A 23,704-nucleotide genomic window follows, 5' to 3' on the forward strand; every position below is an offset into this window, starting at 1 on the left:
ACGTGGCAAAAAACATTCAAGCCATTCGCGGCATGAACGATTACCTGCCGGGCGAAACCGCCATCTGGCAGCGTATTGAAGGCATTCTTAAGCAGGTGCTCGCGAGCTACGGTTACAGCGAAATCCGTTTGCCGATTGTAGAGCAGACCCCGTTATTCAAACGCGCTATCGGTGAAGTCACCGACGTGGTTGAAAAAGAGATGTATACCTTTGAGGATCGCAACGGCGACAGCCTGACCCTGCGTCCTGAAGGCACCGCGGGCTGCGTGCGTGCCGGTATCGAACATGGTCTTCTGTACAATCAGGAACAGCGCTTGTGGTACATCGGGCCGATGTTCCGCCACGAACGTCCTCAGAAAGGGCGTTATCGCCAGTTTAACCAGCTGGGTGTTGAAGTCTTTGGCCTGAACGGCCCGGATATCGACGCCGAGCTTATCATGCTGACCGCTCGCTGGTGGCGCGCGCTGGGTATTGACCAGCACGTGAGCCTGGAGCTGAACTCTATCGGCTCTCTGGAAGCTCGCGCTAACTATCGTGATGCGCTGGTTGCTTTCCTGGAGCAGCATAAAGAGAAGCTGGACGAAGACTGCCAACGCCGCATGTACAGCAACCCGCTGCGCGTGCTGGACTCCAAAAATCAGGACGTTCAGGCTCTGCTGAACGATGCGCCTCAGCTGGGTGATTACCTTGATCAAGAGTCTCGTGAGCACTTCGCTGGTCTGTGCCAGTTCCTCGATGCTGCAGGCATTGCCTACACCGTAAACCAGCGTCTGGTTCGCGGCCTGGACTACTACAACCGCACCGTATTTGAGTGGGTTACCAACAGCCTGGGCTCTCAGGGCACCGTGTGTGCAGGTGGCCGCTATGATGGTCTGGTTGAGCAGCTTGGCGGGCGCGCGGCGCCGGCGGTTGGTTTTGCCATGGGCCTTGAGCGCCTTGTTTTACTGGTTCAGGCGATTAATCCTGAATTTAAAGCAGAATCCGTTGTCGATATGTACCTGATCTCCTCGGGTCAGGGAACGCAGGGCGCGGCAATGCTGCTGGCTGAAAAGCTACGTGACCAGGTGCCGGCACTGAAATTGATGACTAACTACGGTGGCGGTAACTTCAAGAAGCAGTTCGCTCGTGCCGACAAGTGGGGCGCTCGCGTTGCACTGGTGCTGGGTGAAGATGAAGTCGCTAAAGGCGAAGTCGTGGTTAAGGATTTACGCACAGGTGAGCAACAAAACGTCGCACAGGCCGACGCTGCCGCCCATCTGCAGGCGTTACTGGGTTAATCACCCGGTGATTATTCGTTAAGGAGAAGGACTGCGTGGAAGTTTACGAGAACGAAAACGATCAGATGGAAGCGGTAAAACGCTTCTTTGCAGAAAACGGCAAAGCGCTGGTAGTCGGGGTTGTGCTGGGTATCGGCGCTCTGGTGGGCTGGCGTTACTGGAACGGCCATCAGGACGACTCCATGCGTGACGCTTCTCTGGCTTATCAGAACGTCACCAGCGCGGTGAAAGCAGACCAGCCCCAAACGCTGGAAGCGGTAGAAAAATTCGCTGCTGACAACAAAAACACCTACGGTGCGCTGGCGGCGTTAGAGCTGGCTCAGCAGTTCGTTGATAAAAACGATTTAGGCAAGGCGGCCACCCAGCTGCAAAACGGCCTTAGCAGCACCAAAGACGCGAACATGCAGGCGCTGATTAACCTGCGTCTGGCTCGCGTTCAGATCCAGCAGAAGCAGGCTGATGCCGCGCTGAAAACCCTGGATAGCGTGAAAGGCGAAGGCTGGGTAGCGATGGTTGCCGACCTGCGCGGTGAGGCGTTGCTCAGTAAAGGGGATAAGCAGGGGGCACGTGATGCGTGGAGCAAAGGTTCTCAAACCAATGCTTCTCCTGCCCTGCGTGAAATGATGCAGATGAAAATCAATAATTTGTCCAGCTAAGAGGGACCCGATGCAATTGCGTAAACTATTTGTGCCTGGGCTGCTCTCTTTGACGCTGCTCAGCGGCTGCTCTCTGTTCAGCGGCGAAGAAGATGTGGTTAAAATGTCCCCGCTGCCAACGGTGGAAAACCAGTTCACCCCGGAGAAAGCGTGGAGCACGTCCGTGGGTAATGGAATCGGTGATTTCTACTCTAACCTGCATCCGGCATGGGAAGGCAGCACCATCTATGCCGCTGACCGCCGTGGTACCGTAAAAGCCGTGAATGCGGATGACGGTAAAGAAGAGTGGAAAGTCGATCTCTCTGAGAAAACCGGCTTCTTCTCCAGCAATATTCCTGCTCTGCTGTCCGGCGGTCTGACCGTTGACGGTGGGCACGTTTATGTGGGCAGCGAAAAAGCGAAAGTCTTCGCGCTGAATACCTCGGACGGCAGCATTGCCTGGCAGGCGAAAGTGGCGGGCGAAGCGCTTTCTCGCCCGGTTGTGAGCGATGGCGTTGTGCTGATTCATACCAGCAACGGTATGCTGCAGGCGCTGAACGAAGCTGACGGCGCGGTAAAATGGAGCGTTAACCTCGATATGCCTTCGCTGTCTCTGCGCGGTGAATCGGCTCCGGCAACCGCCTTTGGCGCAGCTATCGTCGGCGGTGATAACGGCCGCGTTAGCGCCGTGCTGATGCAGCAGGGCCAGATTATCTGGCAGCAGCGTATCTCCCAGGCAACCGGTGCGACGGAAATCGACCGCCTGAGCGACGTTGATACTACTCCGGTTATTGTTAACGGTGTGGTTTATGCTCTGGCTTATAACGGCAACCTGACCGCGCTGGATCTGCGTTCCGGCCAGATCATGTGGAAACGTGAGATGGGCTCGGTGAACGACTTCATCGTTGACGGTAACCGCATTTATCTGGTGGATCAGAACGACCGCGTTGTTGCCCTGAACGTGGACGGCGGCGTGACCCTGTGGACGCAAAGCGATCTGCTGCACCGCAACCTGACCGCGCCAGTGCTGTACAATGGCTATCTGGTGGTCGGCGACAGCGAAGGCTACATGCACTGGATCAACAATGATGACGGGCGCTTTGTTGCCCAGCAGAAAGTGGACAGCTCCGGCTTCCAGACGACGCCGGTTGTTGCCAGCGACAAACTGCTTATCCAGGCAAAAGACGGCACGCTGTACGCCATCAAACGCTAAATTTGTCGGATAATCGTCACGTTTGAAACGGTTCCCTTAGTCCGGGAGCCGTTTTGGTTTTTTTAAAACGGCCGAAAATTGACGCCGTTTTGCTAATAAATTTTGAGTAATGAGGCTTTTATAATGGTACCTGTGGTCGCGCTTGTTGGGCGCCCTAACGTCGGTAAATCGACCCTGTTTAACCGCTTAACGCGTACCCGCGATGCGCTGGTTGCGGATTTTCCGGGGCTGACTCGCGATCGCAAGTACGGTCGTGCGGAAGTCGAAGGCCGTGAGTTTATCTGCATTGATACCGGCGGTATCGACGGCACCGAAGACGGTGTGGAAACGCGTATGGCCGAGCAGTCGCTACTGGCGATTGAAGAGGCAGATGTTGTGCTGTTCATGGTGGATGCGCGCGCGGGCCTGATGCCTGCCGATGAAGCCATCGCTAAGCACCTGCGCTCTCGTCAGAAGCCTACTTTCCTGGTAGCGAACAAGACCGATGGTCTTGACCCGGACCAGGCGGTTATCGACTTCTATTCCCTGGGCCTCGGCGAAATCCACCCGATTGCTGCCTCCCATGGTCGCGGCGTAACCAGCCTGCTGGAGCACGTTCTGGTGCCGTGGATGGACGACGTCGATCCGCGTGAACAGCCGGAAGAAATCGACGAAGACGAAGCCTATTGGGCCGCGTTTAACGCTAAAAACGGCATTGTTTCCGATGACGAAGAGCTTGAGGAAGAAGAGGAAGAAGAAGCCTTCAACCCTCAGGATCTGCCGATTAAGCTCGCTATCGTTGGTCGCCCTAACGTAGGTAAGTCCACGCTAACTAACCGTATTCTCGGTGAAGAACGCGTGGTCGTTTACGACATGCCGGGCACCACTCGCGATAGTATCTACATCCCGATGGAGCGTGATGAGCGTGAATTCGTGCTGATTGATACCGCGGGCGTACGTAAGCGCGGGAAAATTACCGATACGGTAGAAAAATTCTCGGTAATCAAAACCCTGCAGGCAATTGAAGACGCGAACGTGGTGCTGCTGGTTATTGATGCCCGCGAAGGCATTTCCGATCAGGATCTCTCGCTGCTGGGCTTCATCCTGAATAGTGGGCGCTCACTGGTTATCGTGGTCAATAAATGGGATGGCCTGAGCAATGAAGTTCGCGAGCAGGTGAAAGAGACGCTGGACTATCGTCTGGGCTTTATCGACTTCGCCCGCGTGCACTTCATCTCTGCCCTGCACGGCAGCGGCGTAGGTAACCTGTTCGAGTCCGTTCGTGAAGCCTATGACAGCTCCACGCGCCGCGTAAGCACCGCGCTGCTGACCCGCATCATGAACATGGCGGCAGAAGACCATCAGCCGCCGTTGGTTCGCGGTCGTCGCGTTAAGCTGAAATATGCTCACGCCGGTGGCTATAACCCGCCAATCGTGGTGATTCACGGCAACCAGGTAAAAGACCTGCCGGACTCCTACAAGCGCTATCTGATGAACTACTTCCGCAAATCGCTGGACGTCATGGGTACGCCAATCCGTATTCAGTTCAAAGAAGGGGAGAACCCGTTCGCCGGGAAACGCAACACCCTGACGCCAAACCAGATGCGTAAGCGTAAGCGTCTGATTAAGCACATCAAAAAGGGCAAGTAAGCCCTGATTGATAGCCGATGAGCTCCCCGGCAGAAGGGGAGCTCATCGGTTTAAAGGTTAAACTGCCAGCGCGGATGTTTTGCTGGCAAGCCCTTCCAGTAAAACCTCTGAACTCGCCACTGCACCAAAAATCCCGCCCTGCATATGAATCATGCTTAATGCCGCTTCGTGGTGTTTCCGTTCCGTGGCCGCACAGCAATCGGTCAGTACCAGACATTCAAAGCCTCTGTCGTTGGCTTCACGCAGCGTGGTATGCACGCAAACATCCGTCGTAATGCCGCTCAGAATCAGGTTGCGGATCCCCCGGCTGCGCAGAATCAGTTCCAGATCGGTGGCGTAAAACGACCCTTTTCCAGGCTTATCAATAATCACTTCCCCTTCGAGCGGGGCCAGTTCCGGAATGATTTCCCAGCCAGGCTCCCCGCGCACCAGAATGCGGCCACAAGGGCCCGCCGCGCCGATTTCTGCGTTCATCCGTTTTGAACGCCAGCGCTTATTCGCCGGTAGATCGCTTAAATCAGGGCGATGTCCCTCGCGGGTATGAATAATCGGAAAGCCCAGATCGCGCAGGCGGGCCAGTACCTGCTGGAGCGGTTTTATCGGTGCCCGCGTCAGCGCAATGTCATAGCCCATACTGTCGACGTAACCACCTTTGCCGCAAAAATCGGTCTGCATATCGATGGCGATCAGCGCGGTGTCGTGGGCGCTGTAGTGGCCGTCAAAGGGCCAGGCGTACGGCGTTGAGTTAACGGTGTAATCAGGCATTTTTTCCCTCCATGATGCTCGCCGGGGCTTCATTTTTAATCTTCATTATCAGGGTGTAGCTGATTGCTGCGGTGACCAGGCCAATGACCGCTTCGCCAAACTGCGGGAACAGCAGGTGAGCGACCACTGCGCAAAGGCTGCCGATAGCCCAGGCCACAAAGGCGCTGCCACGCATGCGGCTTGTTTTACGGGTTTCGCTAATTTTGGCCATAAAAATCAAATCGACGATCATCACGGCGCCAAACGGCGGCACGACAATGCCGAGCAGGCTCAGCCATTCAAGGAAGTAAGACCACACGCCCGCTAACGCCAGCGCGCCGCCCGCAACGCCCAGAATAAGCGTCCAGAGCCGCATTTTGCTGTGGAACAGATGGCTGTAGCCCACGGCACCGTTGTAGAGGCAGTGCGTACAGACGGAGCCAAGGTTGATAAAAACGAACAGGCAGGCGATGGCCGACAGCAAAGCGCCGTGCCCCATCAGGATCGGCAGGAAGTTCCCGCCGTTGGTCGCCGGGTCGACGGCCGCGCCCACCGCCACGATAACCACGCCAAAAAGATAAGAAATGACGTTGGCGACGGGGAATGCCGAGAAGGCGGCAATCACGGCGGATTTACCGTTTTTTGACCACCGGGTGAAGTCGGCGGTCATGGTACCTGAATCAGCAAAGCCCGCCACCACCATGGTAACGGCAGTGCCCATACTCATGGTGCCCACAGCGGCGGGGCTGCCGTGCCACTGAACGACAGCGCTGAAATCATGCTGCTGGCTAATCAGCCACAGCGCCACCAGGCCAAGCACCACAAACAGCGGGGCAGCAACCATGCCCAGAATCGACAGCGCGCGAACGCCCAGGAACGTGACGCCGGTGTAGAGCACGATGGCGAACGCCGTCACCGCCAGCGCGTTCCAGCCGAAGGTCTGATTAATCACCGTGCCGGTAAGGCCGGTCTGGAAGGCATACCAGCCAATCACCACCGTGGAAAGAAAACCAGAAACCAAAATGTAGCCTTTGGTGCCGAAGGTTCGTTTTGCCTGTAAGGCGAAGTTCATGCCCGTCTGCCCGGCAAACCAGCTGAGGGAGCCCACATAGGCAAACAGCACCAGGTTGCCCAGAAGAATGGCAATAATGGCCGGCCAGAAGCCGAGAGACCAGGTGATGATGCCCCCAAACAGCGCATTGGTGAGGATCATAGGGAAACCAAACCACACCGCCGAGACGGAGCCTGTAGAATGGCGATGGCTAAGCGGCACGGGCTCGTGCTCAAATTCCTGCTCCAGGGCAGGGGACGATTTCTTATTCATGGACAACTCCGAGTGAAGCAGGGCTGATGTGATTCCATGGTTGAATGCGCTCGAAAGCGGCGCTTGCCGCGAGCACCAGGCCATCGTCCAGGTGACGACCCACGATTTGCAGCCCGACGGGCAGGCCGTCTGCGGTAAAGCCTGCGGGCACCGAAGCAGCCGGCTGGCCGGTAAAGTTGAACGGGAAGCAGAACGACAGCCAGTGGTCGCTTCTCACCATGCGCCCGTCGATGACCTCCGGGCCCTGCATGTTGAGCGGAAACGGCGGCACGGCGAGCGTTGGGGAAAGCAGCAGGTCATAGCGCTGCATAAAACGCCAAAGCTGATTGCAGATTTTTTTACGCCGGGTATTCGCGTCGGTGAATGTTTCGGCCCGCCACGTGTGATGCAGCATGGCGCTCAGGTGCGGCGACATTCGCGGCCCCAGTTCGGCCTGCATTTTTCGCATGCCGGTCAGATCGCTTTCAAAGGCAACCAGAGCGGCAAACGTCGAGACTTCATCGGCGATGCCGGGGTCAACTTCTTCCAGCTCCGCGCCCAGCTCACGCGCGAAACGACGCGCAGCTTCCGTCGTTATCCGGCGAACTTCGCTGTCCACGGCGACGTAACCAAAATCGGCGCTAAAGGCGATCCTCAGGCCGCTCAAGGGCTTATCTAACGAGGTCAGCCAGTCAACGTCAGAGCTGGGAATAGAGTGGCGGTCGCGCATATCCGGGCCGGCCAGCAGTGACATCATCAACGCAGCATCCCGCACGGTGCGGGTCATCGGCCCAATGTGCTCCAAAGACTCCCAGCTGGAAACGCCCGGATAACGTTCGTCGCGGCAGCCGGGCCAAAGTGGCACACGCCCCATAGAAGCTTTCAGGCCATAGACGCCGCAGTGAGCGGCCGGAATGCGCACCGAGCCTCCGCCGTCACTGCCTAGCGCAATCGGGCACATCCGGGCAGCGAGCGCTGCACCTGAGCCTGCGCTGGAGCCGCCGGGCGTTTTGCTCAGATCCCAGGGGTTACGCGGGGAAGGAAACAGAGGATTGTGCCCCACGCCGCTGTAGCCAAATTCGGGGGCGGTGGTTTTACCCAGCAGGATGGCATCCGCAGCCAGCAGGCGCTCCACGGCGATATCGTCCTCTTCCGGCACAAAGTCCTGGTAGGCGGCAGAGCCGGAGGTGGTTTTCACCCCGGCGGTACAAATCAGGTCTTTCACCGCCAGGGGAACGCCCGCCAGCGCACCTAATGTTTGCCCGCTGGCACGCCTGGCATCGACGGCTTTCGCCTGAGCCAGAGCGAGTTCCGGCGTTGGGGTACAAAACGCCTGAATTAAGGGCTCACGCGCCTGCTGGCGATCGATGGCTGCCTGAGTAACTTCCCGGGCTGAAACCTCGCCACAGCGAATCAGTGCGGCAAGCGCAGTGGCATCTTTATCTAACAGCTCATCAAACATGAAAATCCTCCCCGATTGACCACGTAAAGGGAGTGATTCAATTATCATGCCAATGACTTCAAAAAATTGAAGGTTCAGCCGCAGCGCCGTCTGGGATACCAGTCTGGATACAAGCGTTAATCAGCGAGGGAACAGGTTGGGCAAAAACGGTGCATTAATGCGCTAAACTTGCCAGCCTTTTGCACAATAGCGAAGTGAATCCATCTGAACGTTATGGGTATATAATGGGGCCCATTAATGACTTAGCGGGAGGGAAGGATGATGCTTAATTGCCCCGAGTGTAGAAACGAACTGAGACAAACGGACGGCGGCGCGCACTGTGATGCCTGCGGCAAAGATTTCCGTCTGGAGGCGCTTTGCCCGGACTGCCATAAACCGTTGCAGGTGCTGAAGGCGTGTGGGGCGGTGGATTATTTCTGCCAGAACGGCCACGGGCTGATTTCTAAAAAGCGCGTGGAATTTATTTCCACCGCGCTCTGAACTGTTTATTCGCCTTTCGCCGCTGGCTTGCGCTTACGCGGCGCTTTCACCGGTTTAATGCCCGTCACCTGACTTTCAACCCAGCCGTCATCCAGGCGCGTGGTCAGCGTGTCCCCGGACTTCACCTGTTTGGTTTTCTTCAGCACTTTGCCGTCTTCGGCGGTCGTCACGCTGTAGCCGCGCGCGAGCGTCGCCAGCGGGCTGACGGCTTCCAGTTGGGCGAGCGCGGTGCCGAAGCGCTGTTTTGTCTGGCTGAGCTGAGCGCTCACTAACTGCGACAGGCGGTATTCAAGCTGCTGTAAGCGAGACTGGGCGCGGTGAATGCGTGGCTGAGGCTGCTGCTGGTTAAGGCGCTGGCTAAGGCGTAGCTGCTGCTGGGTTGCCCGGCGCATTTTGCCGTCGATGGCCACGTTCAGGCGCTGGCGCAGGCGTTCAAGCGTGGTTTGCTGGCGAGCTAAACGTAGCTGAGGATGCTGCTGCTGCAGGCGATGGTGCAGCTGGGTAAACCGCCGCGAGCGCTGGGCGAGGTAATAGTCCATCGCCATTTCCATACGCTGCTGTTGAGACTGGATTTGGCGCAATAATTCGAGCTGATTGCGGCTGACGATTTCCGCCGCGGCAGAAGGCGTTGGCGCCCGTAAATCAGCGACAAAATCGGCGATCGTGACGTCAGTTTCATGCCCTACGGCGCTAACGACCGGGATCTTGCTTGCGAAAATTGCCCGCGCAACTCGCTCATCGTTAAAGCTCCACAAATCTTCCAGCGAGCCGCCGCCGCGTCCGACAATCAGCACGTCACACTCGTTGCGCAGGTTAGCAAGTTCAATAGCTCGCACGATTTGCAGCGGGGCGTCTGCGCCCTGAACGGCAGTCGGGTAAATGATGACCGGCAGGGACGGATCGCGGCGCTGTAATACGTGCAGAACGTCGTGCAGGGCCGCGCCGGTTTTAGAGGTAATAACGCCGACCTGGCGAGCCGGAGCGGGCAGGGCCTGCTTGTGCAACTGGTCGAAAAGACCTTCAGCGCTCAGCTTCTGCTTGAGCTGCTCGTACTGCTGCTGCAACAGCCCTTCACCGGCGGGCTGCATGCTTTCGACAATAATCTGATAGTCGCCGCGTGGTTCGTAAAGGGTGATGTTAGCGCGCACTAACACCTGCTGCCCGTGCTGCGGGCGGAAGGTCACGCGGCGATTGCTGTTACGGAACATCGCGCAGCGAACCTGGGCGGTATCGTCTTTTAGCGTGAAGTACCAGTGGCCCGAAGAGGGCTGGCTGAAGTTGGAGATTTCACCGCTGATCCAGACCTGCCCCATTTCCTGCTCCAGCAGCAAACGCACCGTCTGATTCAGGCGAGAAATGGTAAAAATTGAAGGGGGATTCAGTGTCGACATGTGAGCTGGATCAAATTCTAAATCAGCAGGTTAATAGGTCGATACTACAGCCCGGTGCGCTATTAGCAAGGAGTTTTGCGAAAAAAGTGTGGATGCAATCGCTTACGCTCTGTATAATGCCGCGGCAATATTTTATCTGTTCTCATTCACCCCCAGGTTGAGATATTGCCATGCTACGTATCGCTAAAGAAGCACTGACGTTTGACGACGTTCTCCTCGTTCCAGCTCACTCTACTGTTCTGCCGAACACGGCCGATCTCGGCACCCAACTGACCAAAACTATTCGTCTGAATATCCCTATGCTGTCCGCAGCGATGGATACCGTGACGGAAGCGCGTCTGGCTATCGCCCTGGCGCAGGAAGGCGGTCTTGGTTTCATCCACAAAAATATGTCGATTGAACGCCAGGCAGAAGAAGTAAAACGCGTTAAGAAACACGAAAGTGGCGTCGTAACTGACCCGCAAACCGTGCTGCCAACGACCACCCTGCGTGAAGTGAAAGAATTAACCGAGCGTAACGGCTTTGCCGGTTACCCGGTAGTGACCGAAGAAAACGAACTGGTCGGCATCATCACCGGCCGTGACGTGCGCTTCGTGACCGACCTGAGCCAGCCTGTTAGCGTGTACATGACTCCGAAAGAGCGTCTGGTTACCGTGAAAGAAGGCGAAGCGCGCGACGTCGTGCTGTCTAAAATGCACGAAAAACGCGTTGAGAAAGCGCTGGTTGTTGACGGCGGGTTCCACCTGCTGGGCATGATCACCGTTAAAGACTTCCAGAAAGCAGAGCGTAAACCTAACGCCTGTAAAGACGAGCAGGGCCGTCTGCGTGTTGGGGCTGCGGTTGGCGCAGGCGCAGGCAACGAAGAGCGTGTTGACGCTCTGGTCGCCGCTGGCGTTGATATTCTGCTGATTGACTCCTCTCACGGCCACTCCGAAGGCGTTCTGCAACGTATTCGTGAAACCCGTGCTAAATATCCTGACCTGCAAATCATCGGCGGTAACGTAGCAACCGCCGCTGGCGCACGTGCTCTGGCGGACGCTGGTTGCAGCGCGGTTAAGGTCGGCATCGGTCCTGGCTCCATCTGTACCACTCGTATCGTAACCGGCGTTGGCGTTCCGCAGATTACTGCTGTGGCCGACGCGGTTGAAGCGCTGGAAGGTACCGGCATTCCGGTCATCGCCGACGGCGGGATCCGCTTCTCCGGCGACATCGCTAAAGCCATCGCCGCTGGCGCAGCTGCGGTAATGGTTGGCGGCATGCTGGCAGGTACCGAAGAGTCTCCGGGCGAAATCGAACTCTACCAGGGCCGTGCTTTCAAATCCTACCGCGGCATGGGTTCTCTGGGCGCGATGTCCAAAGGCTCTTCCGACCGTTACTTCCAGACCGATAACGCAGCAGACAAACTGGTGCCGGAAGGTATCGAAGGTCGCGTAGCGTATAAAGGCCGCCTGAAAGAGATCGTTCACCAGCAGATGGGCGGCCTGCGTTCCTGTATGGGCCTGACCGGCTGTGGTACTATCGACGCGCTGCGTACCAAAGCGGAATTCGTACGCATCAGCGGTGCGGGTATTCAGGAAAGTCACGTTCACGACGTGACCATCACTAAAGAGTCTCCGAACTACCGCATGGGCTCCTGATTTCACTAGCCCGGCCACGCGCCGGGCTCTTTATATTCTCGTTTCACTTGCCTCGGAATTAACGTCAATGACGGAAAACATTCATAAACATCGCATCCTGATCCTCGACTTCGGTTCTCAGTACACTCAGCTGGTGGCGCGCCGCGTCCGTGAGCTGGGCGTTTACTGCGAACTGTGGGCATGGGATGTTACCGAAGCTCAAATTCGTGAGTTCAACCCAAGCGGCATCATTCTCTCCGGTGGCCCGGAAAGCACCACCGAAGAAAACAGCCCGCGTGCGCCAGAGTATGTGTTCACCGCCGGCGTACCGGTGTTCGGCGTTTGCTACGGCATGCAGACCATGGCCATGCAGCTGGGCGGCCACGTTGAAAGCTCTACCGAGCGTGAGTTTGGCTACGCGCAGGTTGAAGTGAAAACCGACAGCGCGCTGGTTCGCGGCATCGAAGACTCCCTGAGCGCAGCAGGTCAACCGCTGCTGGACGTCTGGATGAGCCACGGCGACAAAGTCACCGCCATCCCGTCCGACTTCGTGACCGTTGCCAGCACCGAAACCTGTCCGTTTGCCATTATGGCCAACGAAGAAAAACGCTTCTACGGCGTGCAGTTCCACCCGGAAGTGACCCACACCCGTCAGGGCCAGCGTCTGCTGGAGCGTTTTGTACTGGAAATCTGCGGCTGCGAAGCGCTGTGGACCCCGGCAAAAATCATCGAAGATGCGATCGTCCGCATTCGCGAGCAGGTCGGTAACGACAAAGTTATCCTCGGCCTGTCCGGCGGCGTTGACTCCTCCGTGACCGCGATGCTGCTGCACCGCGCCATCGGCAAAAACCTGACCTGCGTATTTGTGGATAACGGCCTGCTGCGCCTGAACGAAGCCGCTCAGGTAATGGACATGTTCGGCGACCACTTCGGCCTGAACATCGTTCACGTTGAGGGCGAAGAGCGCTTCCTGACCGCGCTGGCGGGCGAGAACGATCCGGAAGCCAAGCGTAAGATCATCGGTCGCGTGTTCGTGGAAGTGTTCGACGAAGAAGCGCTGAAGCTGGAAGACGTTAAATGGCTGGCGCAGGGCACCATCTACCCTGACGTTATCGAGTCTGCGGCCTCCGCGACCGGCAAAGCGCACGTCATCAAATCTCACCACAACGTGGGCGGCCTGCCGAAAGAGATGAAGATGGGCCTGGTTGAGCCGCTGCGTGAGCTGTTCAAAGACGAAGTCCGCAAAATCGGCCTCGAGCTGGGCCTGCCGTACGACATGCTTTACCGCCACCCGTTCCCGGGCCCGGGCCTTGGCGTTCGCGTGCTGGGCGAAGTGAAGAAAGAGTACTGCGACCTGCTGCGCCGCGCCGACGCTATCTTCATCGAAGAGCTGCACAAAGCCGACCTGTACAACAAAGTGAGCCAGGCGTTCACCGTGTTCCTGCCGGTCCGTTCCGTGGGCGTAATGGGCGACGGCCGCAAGTACGACTGGGTTGTTTCCCTGCGTGCGGTAGAAACCATCGACTTCATGACCGCGCACTGGGCGCACCTGCCGTACGACTTCCTCGGCCGCGTGTCCAACCGCATCATCAACGAAGTGAACGGCATCTCCCGCGTGGTTTACGATATCTCCGGTAAACCGCCGGCGACGATCGAATGGGAATAAGTTTTTAGCACTGACTAAAAACAATTAACACCAAAAATCGCCAGTAAAATCGAAGGATTTTCTGGCGATTTTCTTTTGCTCCGTGCACTACAAAACTCTCTCCGTAATCATTTCCCCTTAATCATCTTCGTACCGCAAAAAACTAACGCATGTGACTCATAGTCCGTGGAGTATGCAGCTAACAAAGGCGATGCTTATTCGTGTTGAAACATTCAATACGGAGGTAGAGATTTGGCCTTCGCGCTATCCGGTCTTGAATACTGGCGCTGTGGAAGAGGGGGATATCCACTCCCACAGCGATTGATCGTAAAAACAGGTCGGTTTCCACTGAAAGAGCTGGCCTGCCATAAAGCCTGAACGCTACTCGATGCCATAGAAAAGGAAGTTAAGCGCCGCTTTTATTGTATTTTCATGTTCAGCCGCGCTGCAGTGTTCTGCGCCGAGGACCCGTTCAGGGATGCTCGCGAGTTCATGAGTCATCACAATAAAATCCTCACCGGCCAGGTTAATGGATGGGGTGAGTTTGTCCGTGCGTGGCCCTTTATAGTTTTCAGCTGGAAATAAAGGAATGACGACTCGGGTGTTTCTGCGCCCAATGATGTTGCTCTGAACATTCAATAAATACGGGTAAGCCGTGGGCTTGCCCGTATTTTTGTAGACGGTGAATTGCATGATCAGAACGTCCTGTAGGTGTCGGATAAAAGCCCGTTTTCTTCCGTGAGCTGGTTCAGATAGTCGATTGCGGCTTCGTTTTCTTTCTTCCAGCGAGCGGCTTCAATCTCCTTGATTTCGGCCTTTAGAGCATTACGCAACGTTTGTGACAAGTTGATTCCTGCCGCCCTGGCTTCCTGAATCAGCTCTGGCTCTAGTGTGACAGTGACCGTTTTTTTCACTCGTATACTTGCTGATGCGGGCATGGCTCCTCCTCAATATCTGCGCATTTCTATGTGCAATTAACACATACGGTAGCACATATACAGTATGGCGAAAATATCATCAAAATATCTTTGGCTAAAAATCGACTTCCTGCCTTCGTTAGCAAAGCCTCACGCCGTAAGCCGCTATATAAATCCCGATTGATCTGCTAAAACATCTGGCGATCCGACTACGGCAAAAGTTAAACAAGACTGAGGTAAAGAGCACCATGAATAAAGCAGATCATCTCCAGGCGGTCACGGCCAAAGCCAGAGCAATCATGGCCCGGAACAATATTGAGGCTTTGGTGGTGACCACCCCGGACAACTTTTGCCATGTCACCGGGTTTGCCAGTTTCTTTATGTACACCTTCCGCCATACCGGCGCGGCGCTGGCGGTCATTTTCCGGGATGAAAAGCTGCCATCTTTGGTTGTGATGAACGAGTTTGAGGCGGCAGGCCTGCAGTTTGAGCTGGCGAACTATGAGCTGAAGACCTTCCCGGTTTGGGTCGATGTCGATGAGCCTTTCAACCCGCAGCGGGTGATTAAAGAACGGCCGATTGGCCCACCGGTTGAAGCTGTTTTCACGCTGCTCAAATCCACTTTAGCGGACGCCGGCGTGCTGGATAAAAACATCGCTATCGAGCTGAATGCGATGAGCAATGGCGGCAAGCAGACGCTGGATAAGGTGCTTCCGAATTTACGGCTGGTGGATTCCACGGCAATCTTCAATGAGCTACGAATGGTCAAAAGCCCGTGGGAGATAGCCTTCCTGCGTAAAAGCGCGCAGATTACCGAGTATGGGATCGGTGAAGCCTTTAAGGCGATTGGCGAGGGCTGTTCGGCGTGGGATCTCACTGCCGCCTATAAAGCGGCCGTTATGCAGCACCCGGAAACAAACCTTTCGCGCTTCCATTTGATCTCGGTAGGGGATGACTTTGCCCCCAAACTCATCCCGAGCCGTGAACCCGTTAAATCGGGAGATTTAATCAAGTTTGACTGCGGCGTGGACGTCGCTGGCTACGGCGCGGATTTGGCGCGTACCGTGGTGTTCGGTCAGCCAACGGCAATGGCGGAGAGGATCTACCAAACGATTTTGCAGGGCCATGAGCATATGCTGAGCCTGATTGGCCCTGGCGTGAAGCTCAGTCATGTGTTTAACGACACGATGAGCAAAATCAAAGCCAATGGCTTACCGCACTATAACCGGGGTCATTTAGGGCACGGCGACGGGCTGTTTTTAGGCCTGGAAGAAGCGCCATTCGTGAGTGCTGCGGCCACCGAAACCTTTGAACCGGGCATGGTCTTTAGCGTGGAAACGCCTTACTACGGCATCGGGGTCGGGGCGATCATGCTGGAAGATATGCTGCTCATCACCGATGACGGCTATGAGCTGTTTAGCCAGTTACCCAGAACGTTACAGCGTTTTGAGTAAGCTTAATCCGGGGCATTGAGTTGCCCCTTTTTTCGCTTAATTATCGATCTCAGCTAAAAAACGCCAGCTTAAAAGCAAACAGCGCCAGGAACAGGCCGGTGGCTTTTTCCAGCAGATAAACCATGCCGGGACGGGTGCGGACCTTCTCGGCAAGCGAAGTCGTCAGGAAGATCATTATCGAACAGTAGATAAAGGTCAGTGCAGCCGCCGTGCCAGCCAGAATAGCGAACGTCGGGATCCCAAGGCTGCGAGCCGGGTCGATGAACAGCGGCAGGAACATCACGTAGAACAGAATGGGTTTGGGGTTCATCAGGGTGATAACCATGCCCTGTAAAAACGGCGTTCTTTTGCCCGTTACCGGCGGCGGCGAAGCGCCGGATTTCGCCTTCAGCAGCAGCTGCGCGCCCATCCACAGCAGGTAAGCTGCGCCCAGCCACTTGATGACCTGAAAAACATGCGGTGAGGATTCCAGCAGCGCCGCCACGCCCGCGATAGCCAACCACAGCAGCACCTGGTCACCCAGCAATATTCCCATCAGGCAGAGATAACCGCTGCGCGCCCCGCCTTTGCTGGCGCTGGTGATCAGGATCAGATTGCCGGGGCCGGGAATGATTAACAGCAGAATGAAAGAGACGACAAAGGTGCCGTAATGGATGATGCCGGGCATGCTCAGGTTTTCCTTAAAAAGTGCTTGGTTCAGGTGGTGCGTTCTTGCTTTTATGCGCCGTACTGACTGGCTTTATGATGGGAAGGAAGGCCGGTAGGCGGCAACCGAAAACAGTGATATGTTTTCCTTATCTATGAAGAAATTCGATTTGTCGAAACCTGTCCTTTCCAATAACTGACTGAAAATATGGCCGGAATAAAGCTTAATCAGCTGGAAATGCTGATAGCCGTAGTTGAAAACAATGGTTTCAGCGCCGCAGCCGCAGCAATGGGCTGTACGCAGTCGCGCATCAGCCATGCCATTGCCGAGCTGGAGCAGCACCTGAACGTGCGTCTGCTGCATCGCTCGCGCAGCGGCTGTATTCCGACTGCTGCCTGCTCGCAAATCCTCAAAGATGCTAAAAAAATCATGCAGCTGCTGGATGGTATTGAGCAGACGGCGGCGGAAGCGCCACAGCTTGCCGGGCGTGTGCGGGTGGCCTGCTTCCGCAGTGCGACGGCGAACCTGCTGCCGCCGTATTTTGAGGCGCTCGCCACGGCCTTGCCCGATATCCATCTGGATATTGATGACAGCGCGACGGAATACCATCACCTCAACGACGCGGTGGTGTCCGGGCGGGCGGATATCGGTATTACCATTCAGGGCTACCCGGACTCGCTGCACGGCGTGCCGTACATCAGCGACCCTTACGTGCTGATGTTGCCCCGCAGTTTCCGTCTGCAGCAGCCTTTTAGCTGGCATCAATTGGAAAACCTGCCGTTTATTCAACCGAACGCCAACACGTTAAGCCCCGCCGTGGAACGCTGTCGTGAGATGGGGTTACGTAACGAGGTGGTGCATAAGCTGGCCAGCGACAGCGGCATTGTCGGGCTGGTAAATCAGGGCCTGGGGTTCTCCATTATGCCGTGGCTTTCGGTGCTGCCGGTGCCGGAGAATATGCGCATTCTGGATTTGCCCCAGCCTCTGCGCCGCCATCTGTTTATCGTCACGCGCCCGGAACTGCGCCATGACAAAGTGATCGCCACGCTGATTAATTTCCTGCGCGATAAGGCGCTGATCCGCACGACCAGCGTCTGGCGCTCGGGCATGCTGGCTTTCGATTACTGATCGGCTTCCAGCCATTGGCTGGTCAGTGAGATGGTCTGAAAGTCAAAGTCGATGCGCATCCGCACGCCGAGCGGGAGCGTCAGCATTGGGTGCGTGTGGCAGCAGTCGAAATCGGACACGACTGGGATCTCGCGGTCGTTCAGCACTTCCCTCAGGATCTGCAGCGGCGTTTTTCCGCTGCCCTGGTCGTCAAACAGCTCGTGCCTGCCGAGCACAATGGCGGCGATGCGGTCGAACACGCCGCACAGCAAAAGATGGGAAAACTCTCGCTCCAGCTCAGCCGCGTTGTGCAGGCTGTCCTCAATAAACAGAATATCGCCCCGGTTGATATCGGGCATGTATTCGCTGCCCCAGATGCCGTAAAGCGTATTCAGGTTGCCGCCAATGACGCGGCCTTCCACGTTGCCCGTGCCCTCGAAGCGCCAGCGACCTGGCCGCAGGGTCTTCGCCCGGGATTGCGTTTCCCAGTCGAGCATCTCGTCGGTCCATGCAGCGGGCGGGCTTAGCGCATACGGAAGCGCCTGCTGTCTGCTGAGAATACTGAGGAAATAGTCAAACGTGCTGTCGACAAGGGGAGGGAGTTCACCAAAAGAAGCGACTACCGCCGGGCCATAAAAAGTAATCAGCCCAATTCTCTGATAGATGCCCGCCAGCAGCGCGGTCACGTCCGAATAGCCGATGATAATTTTGGGATCTTTCATCAGCTGTGCGTAGTCGATATAAGGCAGCAGCGAGTTGCTGTTTAAGCCGCCGATGGCCGAGATAATGCAGCGCACGTTAGGGTCATGCAGCAGCGCATTAAACTCATCCGCCCGCTCGCGAATGGAGCCAGAACGCCAGAAATCCTTTTTGCCCGTCAGGCTGCCTTCCTGCAGATAAAATCCTTTTGACTCAATAAAAGCCTTCGCCCTTTGATAACGCAGCGGGGCAAACGCGGTGGCCGCCGAGGAAGGGGAAAACACGGCGATCGTATCGCCGACGGCTAAAGGACGAGCATAAATCTGTGGCATGGCGTCTTCTCCCTGTTGATCATCGCTTTGGAGCATGCTCGCCGATAGTAGCGCGTAGAAATGATTTTAAATAGCTACCTTATTTGTTGTTTTTATATGAAATAACCCGATGATTGCTGATAGTTATTTTCCGGCAATTCTTAGCATCATGTTGAATTTGTGAACGCATTTCCCTCTGCAATACTGCCCTGACGTGTGCTGAAACGTATAAGCCTGAAGGGCAAAAATTGCGCGGTATGAGGAAGTGCAGAAGCATCATGATTCAACTAGAAAACATCAATAAGATCTATCCGGGCAACGTGCAGCATGCGATCAACTCGCTGAATATGACCATCAACGAAGGGGAGTTTTGCACCTTTGTTGGCCCCAGCGGCTGCGGGAAAACCACCACGCTGCGGATGATTAACCGCCTGGACATCCCGGACAGCGGCGAAGTCTATATTCAGGGCCAGCCGCTTTCCCGCGCCGATATCATTCAGGTTCGCCGCAAGATTGGCTTTGTTATGCAAAGCCCGGCGCTGTTTCCCCATCGCACCGTAGCGGAAAACATCGCCACCGTGCCTCGCCTGCTTGGGTGGGACAAGCGTGCCATTTCCCGCCGCATAGACGAGCTGGTGGCGCTGATGTCGCTGAACCCGCTGGTGCTCAAGCGCTATCCGCATCAGCTTTCGGGCGGGCAGCAAAGCCGGGTTTCTATCGCCCGCGCTCTTGCGGCCGATCCGCCTATTTTGCTGATGGACGAACCCTTTGCTGCCATTGACCCGGTCGTGCGGGACAGGCTGCAGGGCGAGCTGCTGGCGCTGCAGGCCCGGCTGCATAAAACGATTATTCTGGTGACCCACGATATCAACGAGGCGATTCGCCTTGGCGACCGCATTGCCATTTTCCGTGAAGGCGGGCACCTCGAGCAGTTCGATACCCCGGACAACATTCTTTCCTGGCCCGCCAGCGACTTTGTTCGTGATTTCATTGGCCCTGAACCTAATCTCAAACGCCTCGGCATGATGCGCGTGGGCGATCTACCGCGCCGCGATGTGCCGGTTGTAACTCATGGCGAGCCACAACTTTCCGATGTCAGCCAGCGTGCGCTGGTTCTGGATGCCGACGGGCGCCCTCAGCACTGGCAGGAAAACGGTCAGCAGACAGCGATACGTATTGCCCGGGAGAGCGAGTCGCTGCGTCACGTTTACAGCGCCTTGTTGGACGTGCCGCAGGGCGTGCTGGTGCGCGTAACGGAGGAAGGGCATTACGCCGGCGCCGTTGATAGCGGCCTGCTCAGCGATGCGCTTAACCGCCATCAGGAGCTGCACCGTAATGATTGACTGGCAATGGGTGACCGACAACCTCGAGATGATAGGCGAGCTGATGCTGCAGCATTTGCAGATGGTACTGATATCGCTGGCGATGGGTACGTTGCTGACCGCCGCGATGCTTTTGCTGTCCATCGTCTGGCCCGCGCTCTCCGGCCCGCTGATTTCCCTGAGTGGGGTGCTTTTTACCATTCCGTCGCTGGCGCTGTTTATTCTGCTGCTGCCGTGGACCGGGCTGTCCGTTACCACGGCGGTTATCGGCCTGACGCTTTATTCGCTGCTGATCCTGCTGCGTAACGTGCTGGCGGGGATGCAAAAACTGCCCGCTGACGTGCTGGAGTCGGGCAGGGCGCTGGGCTACACGCGCTTTGGCAGATTTATCGAAGTGGAGCTGTTTCTGATCCTTCCCGCGCTGTTTGCCGGGCTGCGCATCGCTTCCGTGACGCTGGTGGGCCTGGTTATCGTGACCGCGCTGATAGGCCAGGGCGGGCTGGGGCAATTAATGATCCTTGGGTTTAACCAAAACTTTTTAACGCCGATTCTGGTCAGCCTGGCGCTGAGCCTTGTGCTGTCGCTGGTGCTTGACCTGCTGATTGCGCGCCTCGGTTACAGCCTGACGGGGTGGACACGCTAATGGACATCGTGCATCAAACCTGGCTTTGGTTTTTACAGGCCGACCACTGGCGCGGCGATCTCGGTATCTGGCACCGCTTTGGCGAGCACCTTTACTACGTGTTGATTAGCCTGGCGATTGGCGCGCTGATTGCCCAGCCGCTCGGCGTTTTGCTGGGCTACTGGCGACGTGGGGCGTTTTTCGCCATCAACTTGTTCAACATCGGCCAGGCGTTCCCTTCGCTGGGGATAATCCTGCTGTGCATCATGCTGCTCGGCTTTAACGACGTGCCGGTGTTTATCGCCCTGGTGGCGCTGGCCATTCCGCCGATGCTGACCAACACCTACGTCGGTATCAGCCACGCCGATCAAACGCTGTGCGATGCCGCGAAGGCGATGGGCATGACGCCGCTGCAAAGCCTGCTCAAAGTCCGCATTCCGCTGGCGATGCCGCTGATTTTTGCCGGTATCCGCACCTCGCTGCTCCAGCTTATCGCCACGGCGGTGGTAGCCGCCTATGCCGGGCTGGATGGCCTTGGGCGCTTCCTGATTGACGGCCTGGGGCAGCGTGACTACCCGCAGGTGATTGCCGGTTCGGTGGTGATTTCCCTGCTGGCGGTGGGCTGCGAGCTGCTGATGTCGCAGGTGGCAAAACGCTGGCTCAATTTTGCAATACCAACCGCGGGCTAACCCCTGCGCACAACACAACATAAAAGAGAGAAGGGTGATGATGATGAAAAACTGGCTGACGACGGCAAGCAAGGGATTCCGGCTGACTTTACTGGCGGCAGGGCTGGCAAGCGTAGGGTTTGCGGCGCATGCCGAAACCGTCACGATTGGCGGGGCAAACTACTCAGAACAAACGATCCTGGCCAATATTTATGCCAGCGCGCTGAAACAGCAGGGCATTGAGGTCAAAACTCGCCTCAACCTGGGCAACCGCGAAATTATCATTCCGGCGCTCAAAACCGGCGAACTGGACGTGGTGCCTGAGTACCTCGGCGCGCTACTGAACTACTATCACGGCGGCAGTAAAGCGACGACCGAACAGGAAGTTTCTGCCGAACTGCAGCAGGCGCTGCCCGCGGATTTAGCGCTGCTGAAACCGTCCTCGGCGGCCTCCATCACCGCATGGGGCGTGCGCGAAGAGACGGCCAAAAAATATAACCTGAAAACGCTGTCCGACCTGGCGAAGGTTGCCCCTGAGCTGGTGGTCGGCGGCCCGCCTGAAGTGGCGACCCGCGCCCTTGGCCTGCCGGGCCTGGAACGCGTGTACGGCATCAAATTCAAATCCTTTAAGTCGCTGGATATCGGTGGCCCGCTGAGCCGGCTGGCGCTTAACTCCGGCAAAATCGACGTGGCGACGCTGGTGTCTACCCAGGGCGATCTGCTGAAAGAGAAGTGGGTGGTGCTGGAGGATGACAAACACGAACAGCCGGCTCAGAACCTGGTGCCGCTGGTGCATAAAGGCGCCGTTTCACCGAAGGTCGAAGAGGTTCTCAATAATATCTCTGCGAAGTTGACCACCAAAGATTTGATCCAGTTGAACAAGCTGGTCGACGTCGATCATAAAGATCCGGCGAAGGTGGCCGACCAGTGGGTGAAAGAGAAACTGGCCGCTAAATAAAGAGTCCCCGGCCAGGGAGGGCCATTTCACAACGAGTATGCCGACATGCCGCAAGCTACCGCCATTTTTAATCTGTTCTTCTTCAACCCACAGGGTGACTATCGCTTCTCATGGCGTCATCCAGATGCGCCGGGCAAAGAGATTTTTACCCTTAAGCACTACGCTGACCTGGCGCGCAGGGCCGAAGCCGCCGTGCTGGATAACATCTTTATCGCCGACCACGTCGCCATCTGGGACACGGTGCCGAGCGGACTCCCGCATTACGCTAACCCTCGACTCGAACCGATCACGCTGCTGGCCGCGCTTTCAGCGGTGACAGAAAATATTGGCCTGATGGCGACGGCCTCAACGTCCTACACCGAGCCTTATAACCTGGCGCGCTACTTTGCCTCGCTTGACCATTTGAGCGGGGGACGAGCGAGCTGGAACGTTGTTACGTCCTGGCTGCCGGAAGAAGCAGCTAACTACGGGCTGGACACCTTGCCGGAACATGGCAGGCGCTATGAGCGTGCCGCAGAGTTTATCGACGTGGTGCGCAAGCTTTGGGATTCCTGGGAAGACGAAGCCGTGCTTATCGATAAGCAAAGCGGCTATTTTACGGACCCCGAGCTTGTGCATCCGCTGAATCACCGTGGGGAATTCTTTAAGGTGCGCGGCCCGCTGAACGTGCCGCGCCCGCCGCAGGGGCACCCGATTGTGGTGCAGGCTGGTTCTTCTGAGTCCGGCAAACAGCTGGCTGCCGCTCAGGCAGATATTCACTTTGTGTTTATGAGCAACATCGAGAAAGGGCTGGCCTACCGCGCGGATATGAACCAGCGCCTGCGCTTACTGGGGCGAGACCCGGAACACTTTAAGATCCTCGGCGGCGTGCTGCCGGTGGTGGTGAATACCCCGGAAGAAAAAGAGCAGCGTCGGCAGCTTATCCAGACGCTGATGAACGATCAGATGGCGTTGGATCTCCTGAGCACCTACCTGCGAATGGATATGGGTGAATACGATCCTGACGCGCCGCTGCCGCCTTTGCCGGACGAACAGGGCTTTGACGGGCTGAGAACCGCGCTGCAGATAATCAAAGGCTACGATCCTAAGCTGACGGTGCTGCAGCTGGGCAGATTGTTGCTTCAAAGTTCGGATAGCTGGCTGGTTATCGGCACCGCACAGGAGGTCGCCGACACCCTGAGCGAGGCGTTTCATGCCGGAGCCGTGGACGGCTACAACCTGATGTTCCCGTTCCTGCCGGTGGATTTCGATAACTTTGTCGACCAGGTCGCGCCAATTTTGAAGGAAAGTGGAGTGATGCAGCAGGCTTATCGGCCAGGTACGCTGCGTGAGAAGCTAGGGTTGCCGCCGGTGGGGAATCAGTTTAAGCGTGGGTGATGATAAGGGGTTCTTTGTTTCTTCCTTATAAATATTGTTTATGAGGATTGGATGAGATTCCGTTCACCTCAAGTCCATACAACTCCGCCTGAGTTGGGTCATAGCCGGGGGCGATGAGAGCCGGGGAGCAATTCGACCCTCACCCCGGCCCTCTCCCAGAGGGAGAGGGGAAAACAGCCAACGTGGAACATTTTTTATTCCCTCTCCTTTCCAGGGAGAGGGTCAGGG

The 23,704-nt window shown here is 56.7% G+C and carries 22 protein-coding genes; 14 read left to right on the forward strand and 8 right to left on the reverse strand.

Annotation, left to right across the window (positions count from 1 at the left end):
* Positions 1 to 2: 2 nt before the first annotated feature.
* From hisS to der, 4 genes are all read left to right on the forward strand, one after another.
* Positions 3 to 1,277, forward strand: coding sequence for a histidine--tRNA ligase (gene hisS / locus HX778_RS10565; RefSeq protein ID WP_176981948.1), 1,275 nt, complete (start codon positions 3 to 5; stop codon positions 1,275 to 1,277).
* 35 nt (positions 1,278 to 1,312) lie between these two features.
* The gene (locus HX778_RS10570) at positions 1,313 to 1,933 is read left to right on the forward strand and encodes a YfgM family protein (protein WP_038480009.1); all 621 of its coding nucleotides are present in this window, start codon (positions 1,313 to 1,315) and stop codon (positions 1,931 to 1,933) included.
* A gap of 10 nt (positions 1,934 to 1,943) precedes the next feature.
* A complete protein-coding gene (gene bamB, locus HX778_RS10575) occupies positions 1,944 to 3,125 on the forward strand; it encodes an outer membrane protein assembly factor BamB (RefSeq protein WP_038480010.1) in 1,182 nt (393 codons plus the stop codon).
* Between the two features lie 123 nt (positions 3,126 to 3,248).
* Complete coding sequence (der, locus tag HX778_RS10580) at positions 3,249 to 4,754, forward strand: ribosome biogenesis GTPase Der (protein ID WP_038480012.1); 1,506 nt, start codon at positions 3,249 to 3,251, stop codon at positions 4,752 to 4,754.
* 57 nt (positions 4,755 to 4,811) lie between these two features.
* Here the strand turns inward: der and HX778_RS10585 are convergent, their stop codons facing one another.
* The 3 genes from HX778_RS10585 to HX778_RS10595 are packed head-to-tail and all read right to left on the reverse strand — an operon-like array spanning position 4,812 to position 8,263.
* Positions 4,812 to 5,519 (reverse strand): cysteine hydrolase family protein, encoded by a 708-nt coding sequence (locus HX778_RS10585; protein WP_176981949.1) that lies wholly within the window; start codon positions 5,517 to 5,519, stop codon positions 4,812 to 4,814.
* Positions 5,512 to 6,822, reverse strand: coding sequence for a cytosine permease (locus tag HX778_RS10590; RefSeq protein WP_176981950.1), 1,311 nt, complete (start codon positions 6,820 to 6,822; stop codon positions 5,512 to 5,514). The genes HX778_RS10585 and HX778_RS10590 overlap by 8 nt, the downstream gene beginning before the upstream one ends.
* Entirely contained in the window at positions 6,815 to 8,263 is a 1,449-nt protein-coding gene (locus tag HX778_RS10595; RefSeq protein ID WP_176981951.1) for an amidase, read from the reverse strand. The genes HX778_RS10590 and HX778_RS10595 overlap by 8 nt, the downstream gene beginning before the upstream one ends.
* Positions 8,264 to 8,521: 258 nt before the next feature.
* Between HX778_RS10595 and HX778_RS10600 the strand changes: the two genes are divergently transcribed.
* Positions 8,522 to 8,743 carry a zinc ribbon domain-containing protein gene (locus tag HX778_RS10600; RefSeq protein WP_038480024.1) on the forward strand — a complete coding sequence of 74 codons (222 nt, stop codon included), beginning with the start codon at positions 8,522 to 8,524 and terminating at the stop codon, positions 8,741 to 8,743.
* 5 nt (positions 8,744 to 8,748) lie between these two features.
* On the opposite strand, the gene xseA is transcribed toward HX778_RS10600, so the two are convergent.
* Positions 8,749 to 10,134 (reverse strand): exodeoxyribonuclease VII large subunit, encoded by a 1,386-nt coding sequence (gene xseA / locus HX778_RS10605; protein ID WP_176981952.1) that lies wholly within the window; start codon positions 10,132 to 10,134, stop codon positions 8,749 to 8,751.
* A gap of 170 nt (positions 10,135 to 10,304) precedes the next feature.
* Between xseA and guaB the strand changes: the two genes are divergently transcribed.
* Positions 10,305 to 11,771, forward strand: a complete 1,467-nt coding sequence (guaB, locus tag HX778_RS10610) for an IMP dehydrogenase (protein ID WP_038480030.1) — start codon at positions 10,305 to 10,307, stop codon at positions 11,769 to 11,771.
* Between the two features lie 67 nt (positions 11,772 to 11,838).
* Positions 11,839 to 13,416 (forward strand): glutamine-hydrolyzing GMP synthase, encoded by a 1,578-nt coding sequence (gene guaA, locus HX778_RS10615; protein WP_172569206.1) that lies wholly within the window; start codon positions 11,839 to 11,841, stop codon positions 13,414 to 13,416.
* Positions 13,417 to 13,776: 360 nt separating this feature from the next.
* Here guaA and HX778_RS10620 read toward each other — a convergent pair whose 3' ends face one another.
* Together HX778_RS10620 and HX778_RS10625 are read right to left on the reverse strand one after the other, a co-directional pair.
* Positions 13,777 to 14,088: a CcdB family protein gene (locus tag HX778_RS10620; RefSeq protein ID WP_176981953.1), complete on the reverse strand. Its 312-nt coding sequence runs from the start codon at positions 14,086 to 14,088 to the stop codon at positions 13,777 to 13,779.
* A gap of 2 nt (positions 14,089 to 14,090) precedes the next feature.
* The gene (locus HX778_RS10625; RefSeq protein ID WP_038480039.1) at positions 14,091 to 14,333 is read right to left on the reverse strand and encodes a type II toxin-antitoxin system CcdA family antitoxin; all 243 of its coding nucleotides are present in this window, start codon (positions 14,331 to 14,333) and stop codon (positions 14,091 to 14,093) included.
* Positions 14,334 to 14,560: 227 nt separating this feature from the next.
* On the opposite strand from HX778_RS10625, the gene HX778_RS10630 reads away from it, so the two are divergent.
* Positions 14,561 to 15,766: a M24 family metallopeptidase gene (locus HX778_RS10630; RefSeq protein WP_176981954.1), complete on the forward strand. Its 1,206-nt coding sequence runs from the start codon at positions 14,561 to 14,563 to the stop codon at positions 15,764 to 15,766.
* Between the two features lie 49 nt (positions 15,767 to 15,815).
* Here the strand turns inward: HX778_RS10630 and HX778_RS10635 are convergent, their stop codons facing one another.
* Positions 15,816 to 16,433 (reverse strand): LysE family transporter, encoded by a 618-nt coding sequence (locus HX778_RS10635; RefSeq protein WP_176981955.1) that lies wholly within the window; start codon positions 16,431 to 16,433, stop codon positions 15,816 to 15,818.
* A 186-nt stretch (positions 16,434 to 16,619) separates the two neighbouring features.
* Here HX778_RS10635 and HX778_RS10640 point away from each other — a divergent pair, with 186 nt between their 5' ends.
* On the forward strand, positions 16,620 to 17,540 hold the full coding sequence (locus HX778_RS10640; RefSeq protein WP_038480049.1) for a LysR family transcriptional regulator: 921 nt from the start codon (positions 16,620 to 16,622) through the stop codon (positions 17,538 to 17,540).
* Here the strand turns inward: HX778_RS10640 and HX778_RS10645 are convergent.
* Complete coding sequence (locus HX778_RS10645) at positions 17,534 to 18,550, reverse strand: S66 peptidase family protein (RefSeq protein WP_176981956.1); 1,017 nt, start codon at positions 18,548 to 18,550, stop codon at positions 17,534 to 17,536. The two genes, HX778_RS10640 and HX778_RS10645, sit on opposite strands and share 7 nt — an antisense overlap.
* A gap of 257 nt (positions 18,551 to 18,807) precedes the next feature.
* On the opposite strand from HX778_RS10645, the gene HX778_RS10650 reads away from it, so the two are divergent.
* The 5 genes from HX778_RS10650 to HX778_RS10670 are packed head-to-tail and all read left to right on the forward strand — an operon-like array spanning position 18,808 to position 23,476.
* Positions 18,808 to 19,872, forward strand: a complete 1,065-nt coding sequence (locus tag HX778_RS10650; RefSeq protein ID WP_176981957.1) for an ABC transporter ATP-binding protein — start codon at positions 18,808 to 18,810, stop codon at positions 19,870 to 19,872.
* The gene (locus HX778_RS10655; protein ID WP_038480057.1) at positions 19,865 to 20,494 is read left to right on the forward strand and encodes an ABC transporter permease; all 630 of its coding nucleotides are present in this window, start codon (positions 19,865 to 19,867) and stop codon (positions 20,492 to 20,494) included. The genes HX778_RS10650 and HX778_RS10655 overlap by 8 nt, the downstream gene beginning before the upstream one ends.
* On the forward strand, positions 20,494 to 21,162 hold the full coding sequence (locus tag HX778_RS10660) for an ABC transporter permease (protein ID WP_176981958.1): 669 nt from the start codon (positions 20,494 to 20,496) through the stop codon (positions 21,160 to 21,162). The genes HX778_RS10655 and HX778_RS10660 overlap by 1 nt, the downstream gene beginning before the upstream one ends.
* Before the next feature lie 37 nt (positions 21,163 to 21,199).
* Entirely contained in the window at positions 21,200 to 22,099 is a 900-nt protein-coding gene (locus HX778_RS10665) for an ABC transporter substrate-binding protein (protein WP_038480063.1), read from the forward strand.
* Positions 22,100 to 22,144: 45 nt separating this feature from the next.
* Positions 22,145 to 23,476 (forward strand): NtaA/DmoA family FMN-dependent monooxygenase, encoded by a 1,332-nt coding sequence (locus HX778_RS10670; RefSeq protein ID WP_176981959.1) that lies wholly within the window; start codon positions 22,145 to 22,147, stop codon positions 23,474 to 23,476.
* Positions 23,477 to 23,704: the final 228 nt, after the last annotated feature.

The organism is Cedecea sp. P7760 (genome assembly GCF_013386425.1).
In the GTDB taxonomy this organism is placed as follows: domain Bacteria; phylum Pseudomonadota; class Gammaproteobacteria; order Enterobacterales; family Enterobacteriaceae; genus Cedecea; species Cedecea selenatireducens.